The organism is Sinomicrobium weinanense (assembly GCF_018863395.1).
Taxonomy (GTDB): Bacteria; Bacteroidota; Bacteroidia; order Flavobacteriales; family Flavobacteriaceae; genus Sinomicrobium; species Sinomicrobium weinanense.
Window position 1 is genome coordinate 431,001 of sequence record NZ_JAHKRR010000004.1, and the last position, 23,571, is coordinate 454,571.

14 protein-coding genes are annotated in these 23,571 nt (G+C 48.3%); 11 read left to right on the forward strand and 3 right to left on the reverse strand.

The genetic code is table 11. From position 1 onward, the window contains the following. Positions 1–127 precede the first annotated feature (127 nt). Both KN811_RS14105 and KN811_RS14110 read left to right on the forward strand, forming a co-directional pair. Positions 128–1,213, forward strand: coding sequence for a mannose-1-phosphate guanylyltransferase (locus KN811_RS14105; protein ID WP_187967424.1), 1,086 nt, complete (start codon positions 128–130; stop codon positions 1,211–1,213). Between the two features lie 6 nt (positions 1,214–1,219). Then, entirely contained in the window at positions 1,220–2,695 is a 1,476-nt protein-coding gene (locus KN811_RS14110) for a TIGR00341 family protein (protein WP_187967425.1), read from the forward strand. Between the two features lie 101 nt (positions 2,696–2,796). Here the strand turns inward: KN811_RS14110 and KN811_RS14115 are convergent, their stop codons facing one another. Further along, positions 2,797–3,564 carry an ABC transporter ATP-binding protein gene (locus KN811_RS14115; protein ID WP_216334861.1) on the reverse strand — a complete coding sequence of 256 codons (768 nt, stop codon included), beginning with the start codon at positions 3,562–3,564 and terminating at the stop codon, positions 2,797–2,799. Beyond that, complete coding sequence (locus KN811_RS14120; RefSeq protein WP_187966526.1) at positions 3,564–4,301, reverse strand: MlaE family ABC transporter permease; 738 nt, start codon at positions 4,299–4,301, stop codon at positions 3,564–3,566. The genes KN811_RS14115 and KN811_RS14120 overlap by 1 nt, the downstream gene beginning before the upstream one ends. 215 nt (positions 4,302–4,516) lie before the next feature. Here KN811_RS14120 and pyrG point away from each other — a divergent pair, with 215 nt between their 5' ends. From pyrG to KN811_RS14165, 9 genes are all read left to right on the forward strand, one after another. Beyond that, positions 4,517–6,151: a CTP synthase gene (gene pyrG / locus KN811_RS14125; RefSeq protein ID WP_187966527.1), complete on the forward strand. Its 1,635-nt coding sequence runs from the start codon at positions 4,517–4,519 to the stop codon at positions 6,149–6,151. 93 nt (positions 6,152–6,244) lie between these two features. Next, on the forward strand, positions 6,245–8,116 hold the full coding sequence (yidC, locus tag KN811_RS14130; protein WP_187966528.1) for a membrane protein insertase YidC: 1,872 nt from the start codon (positions 6,245–6,247) through the stop codon (positions 8,114–8,116). Between the two features lie 122 nt (positions 8,117–8,238). Continuing rightward, positions 8,239–9,426: a tRNA 2-thiouridine(34) synthase MnmA gene (gene mnmA, locus KN811_RS14135; protein ID WP_187966529.1), complete on the forward strand. Its 1,188-nt coding sequence runs from the start codon at positions 8,239–8,241 to the stop codon at positions 9,424–9,426. A 111-nt stretch (positions 9,427–9,537) separates the two neighbouring features. Then, positions 9,538–10,479 (forward strand): NAD(P)H-dependent flavin oxidoreductase, encoded by a 942-nt coding sequence (locus KN811_RS14140; protein WP_187966530.1) that lies wholly within the window; start codon positions 9,538–9,540, stop codon positions 10,477–10,479. 437 nt (positions 10,480–10,916) lie between these two features. Then, positions 10,917–13,994, forward strand: coding sequence for a SusC/RagA family TonB-linked outer membrane protein (locus KN811_RS14145; protein WP_187966531.1), 3,078 nt, complete (start codon positions 10,917–10,919; stop codon positions 13,992–13,994). Positions 13,995–14,005: 11 nt separating this feature from the next. Then, positions 14,006–15,937, forward strand: coding sequence for a RagB/SusD family nutrient uptake outer membrane protein (locus KN811_RS14150; protein ID WP_187966532.1), 1,932 nt, complete (start codon positions 14,006–14,008; stop codon positions 15,935–15,937). 78 nt (positions 15,938–16,015) lie between these two features. Further along, positions 16,016–17,959, forward strand: coding sequence for a sialate O-acetylesterase (locus KN811_RS14155; RefSeq protein ID WP_187966533.1), 1,944 nt, complete (start codon positions 16,016–16,018; stop codon positions 17,957–17,959). 234 nt (positions 17,960–18,193) lie between these two features. Then, a complete protein-coding gene (locus KN811_RS14160) occupies positions 18,194–21,130 on the forward strand; it encodes a glycosyl hydrolase 115 family protein (RefSeq protein ID WP_187966534.1) in 2,937 nt (978 codons plus the stop codon). Beyond that, a complete protein-coding gene (locus KN811_RS14165; protein WP_187966535.1) occupies positions 21,127–22,245 on the forward strand; it encodes a glycoside hydrolase family 43 protein in 1,119 nt (372 codons plus the stop codon). The genes KN811_RS14160 and KN811_RS14165 overlap by 4 nt, the downstream gene beginning before the upstream one ends. Before the next feature lie 144 nt (positions 22,246–22,389). On the opposite strand, the gene uxuA is transcribed toward KN811_RS14165, so the two are convergent. After that, positions 22,390–23,568, reverse strand: coding sequence for a mannonate dehydratase (gene uxuA / locus KN811_RS14170; RefSeq protein ID WP_247716502.1), 1,179 nt, complete (start codon positions 23,566–23,568; stop codon positions 22,390–22,392). Between the last annotated feature and the right edge of the window lie 3 nt (positions 23,569–23,571).

The window sequence follows — 23,571 nt, forward strand, 5'->3', positions numbered from 1 at the left end:
TCCCCTCGGGACGGAGCTGTCCCGGTTAAAACGAGGAGTAACCTTAAATTTTAAACCTGTCGCCCTGAGCTCGCCTGCACTGAGCGCAGCCGAAGTGTCGAAGGGTTGAACCAATAAACATTCACATTTGAGCAAAAACTATTACGCAATATTAATGGCAGGAGGGATAGGTTCCCGTTTCTGGCCTGTAAGTACTACGGAATTTCCCAAACAATTCCACGATATGCTGGGCACGGGGGAGACCCTTATCCAGAAAACGTTTAATCGCCTCAGCCGTATTATCCCAGAAGAGAATATCCTTATCCTCACCCATGAGCGATACAAGGACCTGGTGCTGGAACAACTTCCCAGGGCAAATCCCGGGCAGATATTGCTGGAGCCCGCCATGCGTAATACAGCCCCCTGTATACTGTATGCTTCCATGAAAATACAGAAAGAAAATCCCGATGCTGTGATCCTTGTGGCGCCCAGTGACCATTGGATAGAGCAGGAAGAGGAATTTACCGCTGAAGTAAGGCATTGTTTTGACACATGTGCAAAGAAAAATATCCTGATGACACTCGGAATTGCCCCCACATTTCCCAATACCGGTTACGGATACATACAATACGATGCTTCTTCCGGAGAGGACGACGGAATAAAAAAGGTGATGAAATTTACCGAAAAACCCACCTATGAAACCGCCAAAGAGTTTTTGGAAAAGGGCAATTATCTCTGGAATGCCGGGATATTTATCTGGAGTGTGAAAAGTATCCTGGAAGCCTTCCGGAATTTTCAACCGGACATGTACCAGCTGTTCCTCAAGGGGAACAATAAATACAATACCCTGGCCGAGAGAACTTTTATCAGGAAAAATTACCAGAAGGCAGAAAATATTTCGATAGATTATGCTATTTTAGAGCGATCGGACAACATACATGTACTGCCCGCCGATTTTGACTGGAATGACTTGGGCACCTGGGGCTCCCTCTATGAAAAACTGCCTAAAGACAATGCCGGGAATGCCGTGGTCAATGCCAGGACCCTGATGGAGGACGCCGGTAACAATATGATACGTACCACCGGGAAAAAACTGGTGGTCATTGACGGCCTGGACGATTATATTGTTGTGGAAAAGAAAAAAGTATTATTGATCTACCCCAAGCAAAAAGAACAAAACATTAAAGAAATATTGCAGAAGGTAAAACAAAAGTTTGGAGAAGATCTAATATAATATTGTATGCAGGAAAAAGAAAACCCGACAGGCCCGTCCCGTCCGGAAGGAACAGAGGGCAAAGAGAACGACAGCAAAGAGAAGGTAAAAAAGGACTTTTCAGGTTTGCTGGGCAGCCTTAAAACTTTTTTCGGAGAACTTCTGGACATCCGGTCCAATACAGACCAGGAGACCACCATAGAGCATATTAAAGCGGATATTCCCTTTAAAGGGCACAATTCCTGGATTTTAATATGCTCCATCTTCATCGCTTCCGTAGGCTTAAATGCGAACTCTACCGCAGTGGTTATCGGAGCCATGTTAATCTCTCCCCTCATGGGCCCGATATTGGGTATGGGGATGTCCATAGCCATCAATGATGTGGATACCCTTCGCAGGTCCATAAAGAATTTTCTCGTTATGGTGGGATTGAGTATTATTACCGCGTTCCTGTTTTTTAAACTTTTCCCGTTGAGAGACGAGTCTTCGGAGTTACTGGCACGTACCGCCCCCGATATCAGGGACGTGCTCATCGCCTTTTTCGGTGGACTTGCCCTTGTTATAGCCCGTGCTAAAAAAGGAACCATCGCGTCTGTGATATTCGGGGTAGCAATAGCCACGGCTTTGATGCCGCCACTGTGTACGGTAGGCTTCGGATTGGCCATAGGTAACTGGGATTATGCCAGGGGGGCCATGTATCTCTTTCTTATCAATACCATATTCATAGGTTTGGCTACATTCCTGGTACTTAAGATACTGCGATTCCCGATGGTAAGATATGTGAATTCTGCCAGGAGAAGGACAATTGCGAGAGTGGCGTCCCTGATCGCAATTATAGTTATGATACCTGCCGGATATACCTTTTTTAAGGTATGGAAGGAATCTACCTTTAAGAACGAGGCCAGGAAATTTATTCACACCGTAGTGGCGCCCTACCAGTTTTCCAAGGGAGGAATGTTTGTGGAAAACCTTTCGGATATCAATTACAGGAGTGAAGGAGAGTCCAGTATAGAATTGGTGTTTATGGGAGACGAAGCCATTCCCGAAAATGTCATCAATACCTGGGAGAATCAAAAACAGACGGAATACCCGGCACTGAAAGATGCCAAACTGAAGATCGTTCAGGGCGGACAAAGTGATGCAGAGCAGAGATTCCGTTATGTCAACGAACTGTATGAATCTAACAAAAGGGAATTGGTGAACAACGAAGAGAAGATCCGTTTTCTCGAAGAAGAAGTGGAAAGGCTTCAAAAACTTACTTCCAATGTCGATTTTAACAAGATCAGCAGCGAAGCCAAAATATTGTATGAAAGCGTCGGGGAATTCGGTTTTTCCAATGAAATAAGGACGGACTTTGCTAAGACAGATACAATCCCTGCCTTTACCGTGAAATGGAAGGAAGCTACATCCCAGACCGAGCGCAACAAGGAATTGGAAAAGATGAAAAACTGGTTGCAGCTAAAGACAGGGAATGACAAGATAGAGATCAAACAATTGAATTAAGGTCCCCTCCTAACCTCCCCAAAGGAGAGGGACAAATTCGTTCCACTTTAATTTCCCTCAGAATTTTACTCCCTCCCCTTTGGGGAGGGCCGGGGAGGGGATCAGTTCCTTTCTTCAATATACATTTGCCGTACCTTTTTAAAGAGTTCCGAGGAGTAAACAAAATTGGTTACGGCTTCATTGTCTGTTTTGAAGATCTCCTTGTTGCTGCCTTCCCATGCCTTGTAACCGTCCTTGAGAAAAACGATCTTTTGCCCTATTTCCATCACGGAATTCATGTCGTGAGTGTTAATGACAGTAGTGATATCGTATTCCTGGGTAATCTCCTGTACTAGGTTGTCGATAACGATAGCTGTTTTCGGGTCCAGGCCGGAGTTGGGTTCATCGCAAAAAAGATATTTCGGATTGTTCACAATGGCCCTGGCAATGGCCACCCGCTTTTGCATTCCTCCGGAGATTTCGGACGGGAATTTATGGTGGGCATCCACCAGGTTCACCCGCTCCAGTACAAAGTCTACCCGCTCCTGCATTTCACTGATCGGGTTATTGGTAAACATTTTCAGGGGAAACATCACATTTTCTTCCACGGTCATGGAATCGAAGAGGGCACTGCCCTGGAATACCATGCCCATGTCCTGTCTGAGGTCGCGCTTTTTAACGTCGTCCATTTCAGCATAGGCTTCGCCGTTGTATATAATATTTCCTTCGTCGGGAGTAAAGAGGCCCAGCAGGCATTTCAGGAAGACCGTCTTTCCGGATCCGCTTTGCCCGATAATAAGGTTGGTCTTTCCTTTTTCAAAAGAAGTGGAGATGCCGTTCAGTACAGGGCTCCCATCAAACGATTTGTGCAAATTCTCTACAAAGATCATCAGCCGAGTAACATTTGTGTGATAATATAGTTGATTATAATGATCACCACACTGGTCCATACGAACGATGTGGTGCTGGCTTTACCTACTTCGAGTGCGCCTCCTTTCATATAAAAACCGTGAAAGGACGGGATAGTGGCCAGGATAAAAGCAAATACCACGGTTTTGGCAAAAGCGTAGAATACATGGAAGGGTTTAAAATCTATTTGTAACCCGTCTATGAATTCGGCACTGGTGCTAAAACCCCCCAGGACACTGGCTGTCCATCCGCCCAATATACCCAGGAACATGGAAATGGATATGATAAACGGGTAGAGCAGCATGGCGGTTATTTTGGGGAATACCAGGTAATTCAAAGCGTTGACTCCCATCACTTCCAGGGCGTCAATCTGCTCAGTGACCCTCATGGTGCCGATACTGGAGGTAATATATGAACCTACCTTCCCGGCCATGATAATGGAAATAAAGGTCGGAGCGAATTCCAGTATTACGGATTGCCGGGTGGCAAAGCCCACCAGGTACTTGGGGAGCAGGGGAGAGTCCATGTTCAGGGCAGTCTGTATGGCTACGACCCCACCCACAAAAAATGAAATGAATATCAGTATCCCCAGGGAACCGTAGATCAGGTCGTCGACCTCTTTCAGGATAAGGTTTTTCATGATGCCCCACTTGGTTGGCCTGCTGAAAACCTCCCGTATCATTAAAAAATATTTGCCGATAGCTTCGAAATACTTCATACAGTAAAAAATAACGGAACTAAAGTAACAAAAATAATATTAGCCGGGGTTTATAAGAAAGGCAAACACATAATAAATCGGAGCAAGTCCCTATACACCTTACCGGTGTCCTGCTGGTAATATGAATCTTATATCCATTATCCTTGTATCGTATGGGTAGTTCTTCGTATTTTTGGCGCGTCAAAAAACAGCAACACTACAAACGGATCAATAACATGGCAGATACCAAGTACATCTTTGTTACAGGAGGAGTTACCTCTTCATTGGGTAAAGGAATCATCGCGGCTTCACTGGCCAAACTTTTACAGGCCAGGGGATATAAGGCTACCATTCAGAAACTGGACCCTTATATCAATGTAGACCCTGGTACCCTAAACCCCTATGAACACGGAGAGTGCTATGTTACCGATGACGGTGCCGAGACCGACCTGGACCTGGGGCACTACGAACGCTTTCTGAACGTCAGGACTTCCCAGGCCAACAATGTTACCACGGGAAGAATATACCAAAGCGTTATCGAAAAGGAAAGAAGAGGGGAATTCCTCGGGAAGACCGTGCAGGTTGTTCCCCATATCACCAATGAAATAAAAGAACGCATCCAGATACTGGGCAATTCGGGAGAATACGATATTGTAATTACCGAGATCGGGGGAACCGTAGGGGATATAGAGTCCCTGCCGTATATAGAAGCCGTGCGACAGTTGATGTGGGAACTCGGAGACTACAACGGTATCGTGATCCACCTTACCCTTGTTCCGTATTTATCTGCCGCAGGTGAGCTTAAGACCAAACCCACCCAGCACTCTGTAAAAACGCTTATGGAAAGCGGAATTAAGGCCGATATACTTGTGTGTCGTACCGAACACGACCTCTCAGACGACCTTCGCGAAAAGCTGGCCCTGTTCTGTAATGTAAAACGGGAGGCCGTTATCCAGTCTATCGATGCCTCTACCATTTACGATGTGCCGAATTTTATGCTCAGGGAAGGCCTCGACAAAGTAACGCTTCAGAAGCTGAACCTCCCGGAAAAGAACCATCCCGACCTGGAAAAATGGGATGCATTCCTGGAGCGCCACAAAAATCCGAAATACGAAGTGACCATAGGGTTGGTGGGTAAATATGTAGAACTGCAGGATTCCTATAAATCGATCCTGGAATCTTTTATACACGCAGGTGCAGAAAACGAAGTACGGGTAAATGTGGAAACCGTACATTCCGAATATATCGATGAAGAGACCATAAAAAACAAAATATCCCATCTCGACGGTATCCTGGTAGCACCGGGATTCGGAGAAAGGGGAATAGAAGGGAAAATAGACACGGTAAAGTATGCCAGGGAAAATAACATTCCTTTCCTGGGGATCTGTCTCGGTATGCAGATGGCCGTGATTGAGTTTGCCCGTAATGTATTGGGGCTGAAAGGGGCCAATTCCACAGAAATGGCAGAAGAAACTTCCTTCCCGGTGATCGATCTCATGGAAGAACAGAAGAGCGTTACCGATAAAGGAGGCACCATGCGTCTCGGAGCATGGAAATGTGCATTGAAAGAAAACAGCCTGGCCCGGGATATTTACGGAGAAGAGACCATTATGGAAAGGCACAGGCACAGGTATGAATTTAACGATACCTACAAAGAGCAAATAGAAGCTGCTGGATTAAAGGCCACAGGATATAACCCCGATACAGGTCTGGTGGAGATCGTAGAACTGCCGGAACATCCGTGGTTCATTGGTGTGCAGTACCATCCGGAATACAAGAGTACCGTTGCCAATCCGCATCCGCTTTTTGTAGCATTTGTAAAGGCGGCGCTGCAGTATAAAAAAGAAAAAACCAGTGCCACTTTGGCATAGTATTGCAATTTGGGGGTATTTTTGTGTCCTTGTGTCGTAGGCCCAGGGAGAGGTATTCCTGTGGCCTGTAATATTAAATTTATAAAAGACTAGATGGAAGAGAAGAAGTTGGATACCAGTTCCATTATCGGGTTTGTTCTGATAGGTGCCATTTTAATCTGGGTGATGTATAATAACCGCCCTACGGAAGAAGAGATCCAGGAGAAGAAGGCCCGGGAAGAGCAGGTAGAAAAAGCCAAACAGGAAACCGAAAAAAATAAAGTTGCGGACTACGAAAAAGAAACGGAGAACTTCACAGATTCCACAGCACGTGCCAATTATACAAAGGCTCTCGGGGCTTTTGGATATTCGGCCACACTGCCGTCGGCCAAAGACGGAGTGACCGTGCTGGAAAATGATGTGCTCTACCTTAAAATAAACAATAAAGGCGGACAGATCACAGAAGCTAAACTCAAAGGGTTTCATACGTATGATTCCGTGCCTGTATACCTGGTGAAAGACGGCAATGCATCTTTTAACCTCTCTTTCGCTACTTCCGATAACAGGACACTGAATACGCAGGACCTGTATTTCGAACCTTCCCTGTCCGGTGACGGGAAAGCCCTTTCCATGAAACTGAAAGTATCGCCCAGCGAGTTTTTGGAATATCGCTACGAGCTGAAGCCCGGCGATTATATGATAGATTTTACCGTTCGCTCCCAGGGGCTTAACGGGGTGTTGAACAGCTCACAACCTGTTCATATGGACTGGAAACTGAAAGGAATGCGCCACTCCAAAAGCATTACTTACGAGAACAGGTATACCAGGCTTACCTATCAGTATAGGAATGGAGACAAGATATCCAAGCTGAGCCCGGGAAGTGACGATGATGATACCGAAGAGAACGTAACCTGGATATCTTACAGACAGCACTTTTTCAGTTCCATACTCGTAGCGGACAAGCCCTTTGAAAAAGTAGACCTGTCCTCAAAGAACCTTGTAGAAGAAGAAAGCAAAGAGGCCAAATGGACCAAGGCCTATGGTGCCTCAACCGACCTGGAACTTGCCGGGGGAGAGATCAATCAGAACCTGTCCTGGTTTTTCGGGCCTACCGATGTAAAAATACTGAGCAAATACGAAGGATTGGGCCTGGACGACTCCATTCCTTTCGGATGGGGGATATTCGGCTGGATCAACAAGCACGTTTTTACACCCTTGTACAGTTTCCTCAGCTCGTTCCTGCCCTATGGAATGGCTATTATTGTAATGACCATCCTGGTGCGGTTACTCCTGTCGCCTGTAACCTATAAGTCCTACCTCTCACAGGCCAAGATGAAAGTGCTTCGCCCTGAAATTACCGAAGTCAATGAAAAGTACAAGGACGACGCCATGAAAAAGCAGCAGGAGACCATGAAGATCTATAACAAGGCCGGTGTAAGCCCGCTCAGCGGATGTATCCCCGCCCTGTTGCAGCTGCCTATTTTCTATGCCCTGTTCATGTTCTTCCCCACGGCTTTTGCCCTGAGGCAGAAGAGTTTCCTGTGGGCAGATGACCTGTCGTCTTACGATACCATAGCAGAACTCCCGTTCAAGATCCCGTTCTACGGAGATCATGTGAGCCTGTTCCCCATACTAGCATCCATCGCCATACTCATATATATGATGATGACCACGGGGCAGAACATGCAGATGCAGCAACAGCCGGGCATGCCAAACATGAAATTCATCATGTACCTGTCGCCCCTGTTTATGCTGATCTTCTTTAACAACTATGCCAGTGGACTGAGTTTGTATTACTTTATTTCCAACCTCATTACCATATTTATCATGCTTGCCATTAAGCATTTTATCATAGATGAGGAGAAGATACATGCCAAGATAGAAGAGAAGAAGAAAAAGCCCAAGAAAATGAACCGTTTCCAGCGAAAGATGCAGGAGATGATGGAAGAGGCGCAGGCGCAGCAAAAGACAAAAGGAAAGCGGTAAGAAACAGCATATAATTTTTGACTTTTAAAGGAAGAGGCGCAGTGGTTACTGCGTCTCTTTGTTTTTTGTAATTTTGCAATGAAAAATAAAGAGCTCTGTAATAGAGAGAAAGGAGTAAACAAATGAAACGAGTAGTCGTAGGTTTATCGGGAGGAGTAGATTCCAGTGTTGCCGCTTACCTGTTAAAAGAACAGGGATATGAGGTGATAGGCCTTTTTATGAAAAACTGGCACGACGATTCCGTGACCATTTCCAGGGAATGCGAATGGGTGGAAGACAGCAACGATGCCATGATGGTGGCCGAAAAGCTGGGTATCCCTTTCCAGACCGTAGACCTGAGTGCCGAATACAAGGAGCGCATTGTAGACTATATGTTCGGCGAATATGAAAGAGGGCGTACACCGAATCCCGATGTGCTTTGCAACCGGGAAATAAAGTTCGATGTATTCCTCAAGATCGCCCTTAGCCTGGGAGCGGACTATGTGGCTACGGGACATTATTGCCGGAAAGAGGTGATATCCGAAAACGAAAAAGATATCTACCGCCTGCTGGCGGGTAGGGATAACAATAAGGATCAGTCCTACTTCCTTTGCCAGCTTTCGCAGGAACAACTGAGCAAGACATTGTTTCCCATTGGAGAACTGACCAAACCCGAGGTGAGGGAAATAGCCGCAAGGGAAGAGTTGGTCACTGCCGGGAAAAAAGATTCACAGGGACTTTGCTTTGTTGGCAAGGTACGCCTTCCCGAGTTTCTGCAACAGAAGCTGAAACCGAAAGAAGGCGTTATTGTTGAGGTGCCCGTTAGCAATGAAAATTATAACAAAGAAGCTCCGCAATTTAAGAACAGGGAAGAAGAGCTGGCTTACCATGCCCAAAAGATCAGCTATGCTGTGACCGATGGCAAGGTGGTGGGCAAACACCTGGGCGCCCATTATTTTACCAAAGGCCAGCGCAAGGGGCTAAATGTCGGGGGAACCCCGGAACCCCTGTTCGTCATCGATACCGATGTAGAAGAAAATGTGATCTATACCGGCCAGGGCAAGGAGCATCCCGGACTGTTCCGGCGGACGCTTTTCGTGGCTGATGACGAGCTGCACTGGGTGCGGCAAGACCTCGCACTGCCTGTGGACGGAACGATGGAGGTCATGGCCAGGATAAGATACAGGCAACCCCTGCAGAAAGCAACCCTCTACCAGGTAGATGGAGGAATGTACGTGGATTTCGAAAACCCGCAAAGCGCCATTACCGAAGGCCAGTTTGTCGCCTGGTATGTAGAGGACGAACTGATAGGTTCCGGCGTCATATCATAATAAAAACACGTAGAGGCGCACGGCCGTGCGCCTCTGCAATATATTGTTTCCACGCTAAACCAAAATTATTTTCAAAAAAATTCTTTAACAGCGTATAATCCCGATACACATATGCAAAACAGGGTCACCGAACTGTTCCAGATAAAATATCCTATTGTACAAGCCGGAATGATCTGGGCCAGCGGATGGAAACTGGCTTCCGCTTCGAGCAATTCCGGCATACTCGGGCTTATAGGAGCGGGATCCATGTATCCCGAAGTGTTGCGCGAGCATATCCGGAAATGCCAGAAGGCAACAGATAAACCTTTTGGCGTCAATGTGCCCATGCTGTATCCCGATATAGAAAAGATCATGGAGATCATTGTGGAGGAAGGAGTGAAAATTGTCTTTACCTCCGCCGGGAACCCGAAAACATGGACGTCGTTCCTGAAAGAACACGGAATTACCGTGGTGCATGTGGTCAGCAGTGTTAAGTTTGCCCTGAAAGCGCAGGAGGCCGGGGTGGATGCCGTAGTGGCCGAAGGCTTTGAGGCCGGAGGGCATAACGGCAGGGAAGAGACTACGACCTTTACGCTTATTCCAATGGTCAGGGAACAGATCTCCATTCCGCTGATCGCCGCAGGCGGAATTGCTACCGGCAGGGGAATGCTTGCCGCCATGGTCCTGGGGGCGGACGGTGTTCAGATAGGCAGTCGTTTTGTGGCCAGTGAAGAAGCATCGTCCCATTCGGATTTCAAACAGAAAGTAGTGGAGGCCAGGGAAGGAGATACCCACCTAACGCTAAAAGAACTCGCTCCCGTAAGAATGCTGAAAAACAAATTTTACGGCGAAGTGCAGGAGCTTTACAAAAAAGGCCCCACCGCAGAAGAACTGAAACAACTTCTCGGAAGGGGCAGGGCCAAAAAAGGTATGTTTGAAGGAAACCTGGAAGAAGGCGAACTGGAGATCGGCCAGATATCGGGGCTTATTCACGATATAAAACCTGTTTCCCGGATCGTGGAAGATATTAACACGGAGTTCGAAAGGGTAAAACAGGCCATAGGAGGGATATAAACTACACGATAACGATATGAGATAAGGTGAAGCGGTTTCTTTTGAAACCGCTTTTTTTGTTTGAAATATCCTTTGTGAAATGATCGGTCGTCTTATCTATACACTGTTAATTATTCCTGATAGTATATTGTTGTAAAAATCAGGTTTTATTTGCGTTACTGGAAAGATAAGACGCCATATATTTTGTAATCATCTCTTTTTTAACAAAAAAAGCATAACGCAACCGATTGCGTCATTGGAATATTTGTGTATATTTACAGCATATATTCTTTTTGACTATAAGTAAAAGAGTGTTAAAACGGGCTCTCCTGCGCAGGAGCTTTGAACAGATAAGATCCTTGAGAATGAGTTCATTTTGATTTTCTAAGAACAGGCTCATCTCAACTCTTGGTCGACATACGACTAAATCAACCCAGTTTAAATTAAAACTTTACGAAATGACCAATCAATCAAATTGTACTTACGTATTAAGAAGCCGGAAGGGCTTTTTAACGCTGTTGGTACTGGCCTTTGCCTTTGAGGCCTGGGCACAGACCATTAACATTTCGGGGACAGTTTCTGACGATCAGGGATCGCTGCCCGGAGTGAGTGTTGTGGTAAAGGGCACAGCCACCGGTGCTGCAACCGATTTTGACGGAAACTATACCCTGGATGATGTGCCGGCCAATGCCACGTTGCGGTTTACTTATGTAGGATACCAGCCTCTGGAAATTGAGGTGAACAGCCAGACCGTTATCAATGCTACCCTGGTAACCGATACCAAACAACTGGAAGAAGTGGTTGTAGTGGGTTACGGTACCCAGCGGAAAGAGGCCGTGACAGGTTCGGTGGTCTCGGTGAGCGGGGATGAAATGAGGGAAGTGGCATCGCCCAATATCTCGCAGGCCCTGCAGGGGCGTATGCCCGGGGTAGACATATCGCAAACATCGTCCCAACCGGGGACCACGATGCAGATACGCATTCGCGGTACACGATCGCTCACGGCCAGCAACGATCCGTTGGTGGTACTCAACGGGATCCCTTTTACGGGGTCTATCGGCGATATCAATCCCGAAGATATCAAGAGTATCGATATCCTGAAGGACGCCTCGGCAACAGCCATTTACGGCTCTCGCGGCGCCAATGGTGTTATCCTGGTCACCACCAAACGGGGGTATAAGGGACAGGAGGCCAAAATAAGCTACAACGGTTATTTTGGCACGAGAAGTATTTTTGCACGCTACCCGATGATGAACGGTCCGGATTTTATTGCCCTTCGCCAGGCAGCCGGTCAGTTCACCAACGGAGCCGATGAATCTGAGAATGTTGATACCGACTGGCAGGACCTGATGTACAGAACCGGTATAGTGACGAGTCACGATGTTAGTGTTACGGGGGGAAGTGAAAAAGGTAGCTACAATTTCGGCCTGGGGTATTACCGCGACGAAGGCGTGATCCCTACACAGCAATACAACCGTATTTCGCTGCGTGCCGCTATCGATCAGGAGATCGGCAGGCATTTTCGCATCGGATTGAATTCAAACACGAATTACAACATTACGGAAGGTTCCCAGGTAGGACTGTACGGTATCCTGAGCATGTCGCCCCTTGCCGACCCGTATAACGAGGACGGTACATGGAAAAGAACCGTGAACATGCCGCTGGATGAGGCGTGGGTATATTCAAGGAATATACTCGGAAGGCTGGATGACCGGTGGTTAAATGAAACCCGAAGTTTTGCAACATACAATGCCATATACGGTGAAGTGAGGATCCCCGGAGTGGAAGGATTGAAATACCGGGTCAATCTCGGCCTGGACTATCGCCAGAGCAATGAGGGCGCCTATACCGGCCGGGGGATAAACAGTGCCAATCCCGAGACCCTTTCCACAGCTTCGGTAAGTAATTCGCATACCTATCACTGGATCGTGGAGAACCTGCTTACTTACGACCGTACATTTGCCGAAAAGCACAATGTAAATATAACGGCCCTATATTCTGCCGAACAGACCAAGTACACCCGTTCGCGTATGGCAGCCAGGGACATCCCTTCCGACCAGTTCCGGTTCTATAACCTGGGACATGCAAACGGTGAAATTACCATAGATCCGGACGACCAGATCTATGAACTTTCGGGGTTGATGTCCTGGATGGGACGTGTCATGTATTCCTATGACAACCGCTATATGCTGTCAGCCACCGTGCGGTCAGATGGTTCTTCAAGACTGGCGAAGGGACATAAATGGCATACATATCCCGCCGTATCCGCCGGGTGGAATATCGGAAATGAGTCGTTTATGGACAAGATTTCCCTTGTGAATACATTAAAACTACGTGTAGGCTATGGCCAGACCTCCAACCAGGCCATTAGCCCTTATGCAACACTCGGACGTTTGGGCACCCGGCCCTACAATTTTGGCAATGATAACTACGCCACCGGGTATTATGTGTCAGAGCTTCCCAATTCCGGTCTGGGATGGGAGTACTCGGAGACCTGGAACTACGGGCTGGATTTTTCTTTGTGGAACAACCGCCTGTCCGGTAGCCTGGAATACTATGTGACCGATACCAAAGATATCCTCCTTGGCGTAAACCTGCCCCCCACTACGGGTGTAGGCAGTTATACAGCCAATATCGGGGAGACCCGGAACAAGGGACTGGAACTGTCACTTAACGGGCTTATCGTGGATACAGAAGACTGGACGTGGGAAGCCGGGCTTAACATATACGGCAATCGCAACGAGCTGGTGGCCCTTTCCTCCGGGCAGGAAAGGGACGAAGGGAACTGGTGGTTTGTGGGTCATCCCATTAATGTGATCTACGATTACGAATACACGGGGCTTTGGCAGGAAGACGACCCTTACCTGGATATCCTGGAACCCGGTGGAAATGTAGGCATGATCAAGGTGAAATACACCGGTGATTACAATGAGGACGGTACACCCGCAAGAGCGATCGGCCCCGAAGACCGGCAGATCATGGACCTGCAACCCGATTTTCAGGGAGGGTTCAACACCCGTGTAGCCTATAAAGGATTCGATTTGAGCCTGGTCGGGGCTTTTAAAAGCGGAGGTGTCCTGATCAGTACCCTGCATTCGTCTTCCGGTTATCTCAATATGCTGAGCGGGCGGAGGAACAATGTAAAAGTGGATTACTGGACCCCGGAAAATACCGATGCTAGGTACCCGAAACCGGGCGGTGTAGCCAGCGGGGACAATCCCAAATACGGCAGCACCCTGGGGTACTTTGATGCTTCCTACCTGAAGATACGTACTATGACACTTGGCTATAACTTTGACGGGAAAAGCTGGATGGAAAAAGCCGGGATAAGCAGGCTGAGGCTATACACCTCCATACAGAATCCCTTTGTGATGTTTTCGCCTTACCACAGAAAAACCGGCCTGGACCCCGAAACAAATTCATATGCCGACGAAAATGCAGCGGTAACAGGGACCTATCCAAGCCGTTTACTGACCATAGGAACGAATGCGCCGGCAACGCGTAATTATATGGTAGGGATTAATCTAACCTTCTAAAAAAGATAATGATGAAAAGGATATATATAAAAGCATTTACAGGAATAGCCTTAATGGCACTGTTCCAGACATCGTGCTCTGATATTCTGGACGAAGAGCCGCGCAGTATTTACGAACCGGGCTTTTTCCAGACCGAAACGGGAATTTACGGAGGAGTAACCTCCATGTATGCACACCTACGTTATATATATGGCGAGGCCTATTACTACAATACCTGCCTTACAGGTACCGATGAGGTGACCTATGCCCAGAGTGCAGATCAGAACTTTCGGGTTATGGATATCAGCGGCCAGGGAGAGATCACTTCCACCAGCAGCCGTGCCGATGTATTGTGGGGAACTGCATTCTCTAACATTAACACGGCAAGCGGTGTCATTGAAAATGCAGCCGAAGTGGGAATTTCGGACGATGTGGTCGCTGAAGCCAGGTTCTTTCGTGCATTCGACTATTTTATGCTTGTGCAGACATTCGGCGGTGTGCCTTTGGATCTGGGTACGGGAGAACTGGCGTTCAACACCAATCCCGTGAGAATGTCCGGGCGAAATACCGTACCGGAGGTTTATACCAGGGCCGTATTTCCGGATCTGCTGACTGCGGTCAATGATCTGCCGGATGCCGGCCGTGTAACCGGCGGGGCGACCAAAACACTTGCACGCCTTTATCTGGCCAAAGCCTACCTGACCTATGGATGGTGGCTGCAAAACCCGAATAACATTCCCACCTATCCCGAAACCGGCCGCACCGATCCCGACGGACACGATGCCCAGTGGTATTTTCAACAGGCATATGATGTAGCCATCGAAGCTATTAACAATCCCGGGCCCTTTGGTTTGGAGGAAAACTTTTATGATGTAAACTGGGCCCCGAACGACCGCAATAAAGAGATACTGCTGTACGCCGACCATACCGAGACCAGCGAATTCTATAATGGAGGCAGCCTTACCTACGGCAGTGGCAGTGCCCCGGACAATTTTGCCGGGTGGATGATGACATGGAACTATACGACGATTACGAGTAGCTCGTCCGGTACGTCATGGGAACCCGTAAATTCCGTCCAGCGGGAGGCAGAACAACACCTGGGGCGTCCGTGGACACGTATGTGCCCCACCATCGGTGCCATTACAAATACTTTCGCAGACAAGACCAGCGATTCCCGATATGATGGGACCTTTACCACCGTTTACCACGGTAACTGGGATAAGGCCGGGATCAGCGGTTCTTTGTATAACGCAAATTTTATGGAGGTCAATCCGGGTGATGCCATACTCACTTTCCTGAACGAAGAATCCTCAGAGGCTATTGACTACCCGGGGTCCGAAGGCAACAGTAATATCGGGGCCGGCGTATTACCCGGAAGATCCGATTTTGTGATCGCCCCCGGTGGTATCAGCAGGATCGTATATCCCGGCCTCTGGAAACTGGGGCCGTACCGTACCGATAATGGAAACGGATTGGGAGAACCGAATGCCGGGAGTACCCGGCCGTTTAATATTGCCAAGTTCTCAGAACTGTACTTTATCGCAGCCGAGGCGGCCGTAAAAGGTGCATCCGGAACACGGAGCGCGCGCGATCTTATCAATGTGATCCGCGCAAGGGCCGGCATGTGGCGCTGGGACAACAACGGAAATGAAGAGAAAATAGAAGATCACAGTGCAGATATGATCGCTGCCACACCATCTGCCATAGATATCAATTATATCCTGGCCGAACGTTCGCGCGAATATTATGGCGAAGGCTATCGCTGGTACGATCTGGTACGTACGCAAAAATGGGAAGAACTCGCCGGCACCTACGAGATCGGCGGAAGCAATTACGGAGACCATACACCGCAAACGGTAACGCGCAACATTGAACCCTATCATTATTTGCGTCCCATTCCGCAGAGCCAGCTGGATGCCATGGAGGGCAATACGGAAACTTATCAGAACCCGGGATATGAATAATAGGCCCTGCACTGAAACAAACCGGTTTCTGAACAGTAGGCGATTGATGCTTCAGACGTGTTTTATTTAAAATAAATTATGGTGAAAAACATTCAGATCATATTGACATGCATTGTATTGATGCTCTCCGTCACATCGGGCACAGCCCGGGTCAGGCTTCCCAGGATCATCAGTGACGGCATGATCCTGCAGAGAAATTCCCGGATCGTTATCTGGGGATGGGCCTCGGCAGGAGAACAGGTAAGGGTGACTTTTAACGGGAAGCAATACAAAACAATCGCGACTCCCGCAGGGAACTGGAGCCTGAAACTTCCCGAAATGAAGGCTGGAGGGCCATATACCATGAAAATTTCGGGGCAGAACGACATACGGCTCAGGGATATATGGATCGGAGATGTATGGGTTTGCTCGGGACAATCGAACATGGTACACCAGATGGACATCCACGATGTTACCTATGCAGATGAGATTGCCACTGCCGATTACCCGGAAATACGGCATTTCAAGATCCCTGCCCGGACCAGTCTCGAAGGTCCGGCCAAAGACCTGGGCGGCGGGTCCTGGAAAGCAGCCGTGCCCGGGGATGTACGCTCCTTTTCTGCCGTTGCGTATTTTTTTGCCCGCAGGATCTATAAGAAATATCGGGTGCCCGTCGGGCTGATCAATGCAAGTGTGGGCGGAACCCCTGTCGAAGCGTGGATCAGTGAGGAAGGGTTCAGGGAATTTCCCGAAATTTTAAAGACGATTGAAAAGAATAAAGACACTGCTTATATCAATGACTTAAGAAAACGTGATTCCAATGATGGGGTCCGGACGGATAAAAAGACAAGGGATAAAGGATTGACAGGTCCCCGACCCTGGTTTTCCGTTGATTATGTCCCTGAAAACTGGCGTAGGATCAATATTCCGGGTTACTGGGAAGATCAGGGGGCCAAAGCGCTGGACGGAGTGGTATGGTATCGCAGGGAGATCGATATCCCCCCTGCAATGGCCGGTAAGGAGGCGGGATTATTTCTCGGAAGAATTGTAGATGCCGATAAAGTATATATCAATGGCAAAACAGTGGGGCATACTGCCTACCAGTACCCGCAGCGAAGATATACCGTACCCCCGGGCCTGTTAAAAGCTGGCGAGAACGTTTTTGTGATACAGGTTACCAATAACCGCGGAAAAGGCGGGTTTGTACCCGATAAGCCGTATTACCTGTTTACGGACAGGGATACCGTTGACCTCAAGGGGTACTGGCAATACAAGGTGGGAGAAGTATTTGTGCCCTCTCGTTTATCCGGGAGCGGGAAGATCAATGTTCAGAATGAACCCACGGCCTTATACAATGCCATGATAGCCCCTTTTGTAAAATATCCCGTAAAAGGGGTATTGTGGTACCAGGGCGAAAGCAATGCCGGTCATCCCGAGAATTACTTAGATCTGCTATCGGCCTTGATAAGGGACTGGCGGCATCAGTTCAGGGCCCCCGATATGCCCTTTATTTATGGCCAGCTCCCCAATTTTATGGATGTGAGTTATCTGCCCTCGGAGAGCAATTGGGCGGAGCTGAGGGAAGCACAACTAAAAGCCCTGGAGGTGCCCCATACGGCGATGACGGTAAATATCGATCTGGGGGAATGGAATGATATTCATCCCGACAATAAAAAGGATGTGGGAGAACGAATGGCCCTTGCTGTCCGAAAGATAGCCTATGGTGATGATATTGTTTATTCAGGCCCCCTGTATGAGAGTCATAAGATCGAAGGAAATAAGATTGTCATCTCGTTCTCTCATACAGGTAGTGGATTGATCACAAACGACGGAGGGAAATTAAGCGAATTCGCAATTGCCGGGGAAGATAAAAAGTTTGTCTGGGCGAATGCCAGAATTGAAGGGAACAGGGTGGTCGTCTGGAGCGAAGAGGTCCCCGATCCGAAATACGTTCGCTATGCCTGGGCCGACAACCCGGATAATCCCAATCTCTATAATAAGGAAGGCCTGCCCGCATCGCCGTTCAGGATCGGGAAAAACTGACAGGTCCACACGGGGTAAAAAAACAAATGAAGAATCGAACCAGTAAAGATATTTTCAGTAATTCCCCCTTCGAAGGCTTGTTCTCCAATCATGGAGAATGAAGGGGGAATTCACTCTTATGAAAATAATATATTAAATGTCAGAATGATATACCGTAATATGAGAAGAACATTTATTTTCCCTGGTAAGGGATGTGGACAGTCATTATTTTCTTGTTCAAAAAAAATATCCGTTATGAATCGTAAATCCGTTGAGATCAACCATTACTGGAAGACTTTCGTAAGATCTATCTCGGCTTTCGGGCTTTGTGCCCTTGCCGGAATTGCAATGACAGGAACAGGATATGCCCAATCTTACGTGTCCGGGGAAAAGGGAGCGGACAGTTTTCCCCTGGTAGCCCGCAAAGCCGCACCTGTTTACCTGGGAGAAGGGGAATATGCCGGAGTGGTTAGAGCTGCCGGGGATCTCCGGGAAGACGTAGGCCGGGTTACCGGAAAACGACCGGAGATAAAACGGGGAGAGACCAATCTGCCCGCTTTTGTGGTCATCGCAGGGACATTGGGCAAAAACCCGCTTATAGACAAACTCGTTCGTGAAGGTAAGTTGTGTGTCAACGACCTGGCCGGAAAATGGGAAACCTCTGTCACCAAGGTCATAGACCACCCCTTCGAAGGGGTAGAACAGGCCCTGGTCATTGCAGGCAGCGATAAACGCGGTACCATTTTCGGCATTTACGATCTTTCAGGACAGATCGGCGTGTCGCCATGGTATTGGTGGGCCGATGTTCCGGTTAAACGGAAAGCGGAACTATATGTGTCAAAAGGCAGGTACAGTTCGGGTACCCCGGCCGTAAAATACCGCGGTATCTTTATCAACGACGAAGCACCTGCACTGTCCGGGTGGATCCGTGAAAAATTCGGCGGGTTCAATCACCGCTTCTATGAAAAGGTATTCGAGCTCATTCTCCGGCTCAAGGGAAATTTCCTGTGGCCTGCCATGTGGGGCCGGGCCTTTTATGACGACGATCCCCGAAATGCCGTCCTGGCCGATGAATACGGTGTGGTGATCAGCACCTCACACCACGAACCCCTGATGCGCGCGCATGACGAATGGAGCAGATATGGCGAGGGTGCATGGAATTACGAGGCCAACAGGGAAGAATTACAGGATTTCTGGAAAAAAGGTATCGAAAGGATGGGAAACAATGAAAGCATTGTTACCCTCGGAATGAGGGGGGACGGGGACGAACCCATGAGTGAAGAAAGTAATATTGCCCTGCTGGAGAAGATTATCAGGGACCAGCGCAGGATTATCCGGGAAACCACCGGAAAACCGGTAGGAGAAACCCCGCAGGTCTGGACACTCTACAAGGAAGTACAGGAATATTACGATAAGGGCATGCGGGTACCGGACGATGTAACACTGCTCTTGTGCGATGATAACTGGGGCAACGTAAGAAAACTGCCCGAACCTTTTGGCAAACCCCGGAAAGGCGGTTACGGGATGTACTACCATTTCGATTATGTAGGAGGCCCCAGGAACTACAAGTGGCTCAATACCAATCCCCTCCCCAGGATATGGGAACAGATGCACCTGACCTACCGTCACGGCGTAGACCGGATATGGGTGGTGAATGTAGGGGACATCAAGCCTATGGAACTGCCCGTTTCCTTTTTTCTCGATTACGCCTGGTCACCCGACAAATGGCCGGCCGAAAGGGTCCGGGAATACACAGTGAACTGGAGCAAAGAACAGTTTGGCTCCGAAAATGCCGGGAAAATAGCAGATATATTGTCTCTTTATACCAGGTATAACAGCAGGCGAAAACCGGAACTGCTCGATGCAGATACCTATAGCATTCACCATTACAGGGAAGCGGAAAGGGTAGTGAAAGACTACAACAAACTGGAAGAACGGGCCGATGCCATTTATGCAAAGTTGCCGGCCGAATATCACGACGCCTTTTATCAACTCGTATCTTTTCCGGTAAAGGCCTGTGCCAATCTCAATGAACTTTACGTGACTGCGGCCAAAAACCGCCTCTATGCCACCCAGGGCAGAACAGGGACCAATAAACTGGCAGAAAAGGTCAGAGCACTCTATAAAAGAGATGCCGATCTCACGGCCTATTATCACGACAGCCTGGCCGACGGAAAATGGAACCATATGATGAGCCAGACCCATATCGGCTATACCTACTGGCAGCAACCCGAAGAACAAACCATGCCCGAAGTAAGGGAAATAAAAGTGCCGAAGAAAGCATCGCTGGGAGTGGCTGTCGAAGGTTCGGCCGCATGGTGGCCCCATTCGGGGGAGAAGCCCGTGCTTCCCCAAATAAGCCCTTATCAGACAGGCCGTAGATATATAGAGATATTCAACCGTGGCAGGGACGATCTCGATTACGAAATAGAGACCTCCGTTCCGTGGCTGGTTGTATCCGACACCGGCGGGAGCATCGGGGAAGAAAAAAGAATATGGATCGATGTCGATTGGGAGCGGGCGCCCGATAAGGCTACGGAAGTACCTGTAACCATACGTTCCGGAAAGGATGAGGTTACAGTATATGCCCAGGTTCGCCCTTCCGCCGGAGAGGAAGCAGAAGGTTTTGTAGCGCAAAACGGTTATATAGCCATAGAAGCCCCTCATTTTACGGGTAAAAAAGAATTGACGGGAACAGTTTACAGGGTGCTCCCCGGCCTCGGCCGTACCGGGTCGGCCGTAAGCCTGTTCCCTGTAACCGCAAATAGGGATGCCCTGCAAAAGGAAGAACACTATCTCGAATATAAAATATACCTGGACTATCGTGGAGAAATAAAAGTACATATGTTCATATCCCCAACACTGAACTATGAAAATACACCCGAAGGCAAACGCCTTGCCGTTTCCATCGACGATAAAGCTCCGGAAACGGTGTATATGCACAAAGGAGAAGACAAAAAGTTATGGGAAAGGCGGGTAGCTGACAACATCAACGAACAGGTAAGTGTACACCGGGTCGACTCCCCCGGGGCACATCGCCTCAGAATACGTATGCTGGACCCCGGTATTGTATTGCAGAAGATCGTTATCGATATGGGAGGGCTTAAACCCAGCTACCTGGGACCTGAAGAAAGCGTATATAAAAAAGCAGCAACCAATAAAAACGAAACCATATCAAAAAAAGAACCATGAAAAAATACAGTTTTATAAGAACAGCCATCATAGCTCTCGCCGGATTGGTAACGATTTCCTGTGGCCGGGGAAATAAAGGAAAACAAGACCGGCAGACAACGGTACAGGAAGAAAAACAGGAAAAAGGGTCGAAGTTCCTGAACAAGCCCTTGGTAGAACACATCTATACTGCAGACCCCTCGGCCCATGTCTTTGAAGACAGGATATATATCTATCCGTCGCACGATATCGATACCGGTACGGAAGAAGACGATTTCGGCGGCCATTTCGACATGCGCGATTATCACGTGCTTTCCATGGATTCCGTTGGAGGAGAGATTACCGATCACGGTATAGCACTAAGTGTGGACAATGTGCCCTGGGCCGAAAGGCAGTTATGGGCACCGGATGCGGCCTGTAAGGACGGTATCTGTTACCTTTATTTCCCGGCCAAGGACAAGGAAGGGATCTTCAGGATCGGTGTGGCTGTTTCCGATTCGCCGGAAGGGCCGTTCAGAGCCGAGAAAGAACCCATAAAAGGAAGCCTGAGCATTGACCCGGCCGTATTCAGGGACGACGATGGTGAATATTATATGTATGTAGGGGGGATATGGGGAGGACAGTTACAGAACTGGAGGACCGGAACGTATGACAATACCGCAAAGACACCTTACGACAACGAACCTGCCGATGACGAACCCGCCATAAGCCCCAGGGTGGCCAGGTTAAGCGATGACATGCTGCAATTTGAAGAAGAACTCAGGGAAATAGAAATCGTGGACGGCGAAGGTAACCCCATCTTGGCGGGAGACCACGAAAGACGGTTTTTTGAAGCGGCATGGGTACATAAATATAACAGAAAATATTATTTTTCCTATTCCACGGGAGATACGCACTTTATTGCTTATGCCATCGGGGAGAGCCCTTATGGTCCCTTTGTATATCAGGGTAATATACTGAACCCGGTGCAGGGATGGACCAATCACCATTCCATTGTTGAAATTAAGGGGCAGTGGTACCTGTTTTACCACGATACCGAGTTGTCCGGGCAAACACATCTCAGGAATGTAAAAATGACAAAGCTGGAGCATGATCCCGACGGGACCATAAAAACTATAAATGTCATAATAGAATAGGAGGAGACAAGATCAACCGCGGTGTCCGGGATCTGTTTGATCGTGCTTAAAGACCGGTCAATCAATAAAGATATACGGATAGAGACGCACGCCCCCCCGGAACGCCGGGGCAAGCTGTGCGTCTCTATTTATGTTCGCAACGTATTAGAGTTTGTGGTTCATCGCATATATCATTCCCTGTTCCAGCCCACGGATCTCTGCCAGTCCTTTCAAGCGGCCTATCAGTGAGTACCCGGAGAAGTGTTCCCTTTCTTTTTCAAGGGTAAAAAGTGCACCGTGATCCGGCCGCATAGGGAGCGATATATTCCTTTTGTTCATTAATTGAAGTATGTTATGGACGATGGCTTCCATCGGAGCATCCCCTCCCAGGTGTTCAGCTTCTTTAAAGATGCCATTTCGTTCTTTGGCCACGCTTCTCAGGTGGAGAAAATGTATACGGTCTCCATGTTTTTCCAGAATGCTCACCAGGTCATTGTCCGGGTTGGCACCGAGGGAACCCGTGCAGTAACACAATCCGTTGGCATTGACGGGAACAGCTTTTAAAATAGTATCAATGTCCTTTTCGGAACAGACGATACGCGGCAAACCGAGTACAGAAAAGGGAGGGTCGTCCGGATGGATGGCAAGTTTAAGTCCCAGTTCTTCCGCTAAGGGGGCTACTTCGTTGAGGAAAAAACAGAGGTTTTCCCTGAGTTTGGTATCGTCTATACCTTCGTAATCTTTCAACAGGTTAAGGACCTTTTCCGGGGTAAAATTTTCTTTGCTGCCCGGTAGGCCCAGTAATACCGTATGGAAGAGCGATTGTTTTTCTTCTTCGGACAACTGCTTTCCGTATGCTGCTGCACTTTCTTTTTCGTCTTCCGAATAATCGTTCTCTGCACCGGGCCTTTGAAGCAGGAAGAGGTCGAAATATATAAAGGCATCCTTTTCAAACCGCAGTGTTTTGGTACCGTCGGCGTTGATAAACATGGTATTGGTCCGTACCCAGTCGAGCACAGGCATAAAGTTGTAGGTAACAACCTTAAGTCCACAGGCGGCAATGTTTTCCAGGCTTTTCCGGTAATTTTCTATATAAGCCTTATAATTACCGCTCTTTCGTTTGATATCTTCATGAACAGGAAGGCTCTCTATGACCGTCCATTCCAGCCCGGGCTCGTGTATCAAAGCCTGTCGTTCCCTAATGGCTTCGACAGTCCATACGTCTCCCACGGGAACCTCATGCAATGCCGTAACGACACCGCTCACTCCCGCCTGTTTAATTTCTTCCAGGCTTACCCCGTCATGCGGCCCGTACCAGCGCATGGTTTGTTGCATTCGTATCATGGT

What these genes read in the sequence shown, in the direction of transcription:
- pyrG (WP_187966527.1), top strand. Translation starts at nt 4,517, where the DNA reads ATGGCAGATACCAAGTACATCTTTGTTACAGGAGGAGTTACCTCTTCA.
- KN811_RS14160 (WP_187966534.1), top strand. Translation starts at nt 18,194, where the DNA reads ATGAATCGTAAATCCGTTGAGATCAACCATTACTGGAAGACTTTCGTA.
- yidC (WP_187966528.1), top strand. Translation starts at nt 6,245, where the DNA reads ATGGAAGAGAAGAAGTTGGATACCAGTTCCATTATCGGGTTTGTTCTG.
- uxuA (WP_247716502.1), bottom strand. Translation starts at nt 23,568, where the DNA reads ATGATACGAATGCAACAAACCATGCGCTGGTACGGGCCGCATGACGGG.
- KN811_RS14155 (WP_187966533.1), top strand. Translation starts at nt 16,016, where the DNA reads ATGGTGAAAAACATTCAGATCATATTGACATGCATTGTATTGATGCTC.
- KN811_RS14120 (WP_187966526.1), bottom strand. Translation starts at nt 4,301, where the DNA reads ATGAAGTATTTCGAAGCTATCGGCAAATATTTTTTAATGATACGGGAG.
- KN811_RS14165 (WP_187966535.1), top strand. Translation starts at nt 21,127, where the DNA reads ATGAAAAAATACAGTTTTATAAGAACAGCCATCATAGCTCTCGCCGGA.
- KN811_RS14145 (WP_187966531.1), top strand. Translation starts at nt 10,917, where the DNA reads ATGACCAATCAATCAAATTGTACTTACGTATTAAGAAGCCGGAAGGGC.
- KN811_RS14110 (WP_187967425.1), top strand. Translation starts at nt 1,220, where the DNA reads ATGCAGGAAAAAGAAAACCCGACAGGCCCGTCCCGTCCGGAAGGAACA.
- KN811_RS14115 (WP_216334861.1), bottom strand. Translation starts at nt 3,564, where the DNA reads ATGATCTTTGTAGAGAATTTGCACAAATCGTTTGATGGGAGCCCTGTA.
- KN811_RS14150 (WP_187966532.1), top strand. Translation starts at nt 14,006, where the DNA reads ATGAAAAGGATATATATAAAAGCATTTACAGGAATAGCCTTAATGGCA.
- KN811_RS14140 (WP_187966530.1), top strand. Translation starts at nt 9,538, where the DNA reads ATGCAAAACAGGGTCACCGAACTGTTCCAGATAAAATATCCTATTGTA.
- mnmA (WP_187966529.1), top strand. Translation starts at nt 8,239, where the DNA reads ATGAAACGAGTAGTCGTAGGTTTATCGGGAGGAGTAGATTCCAGTGTT.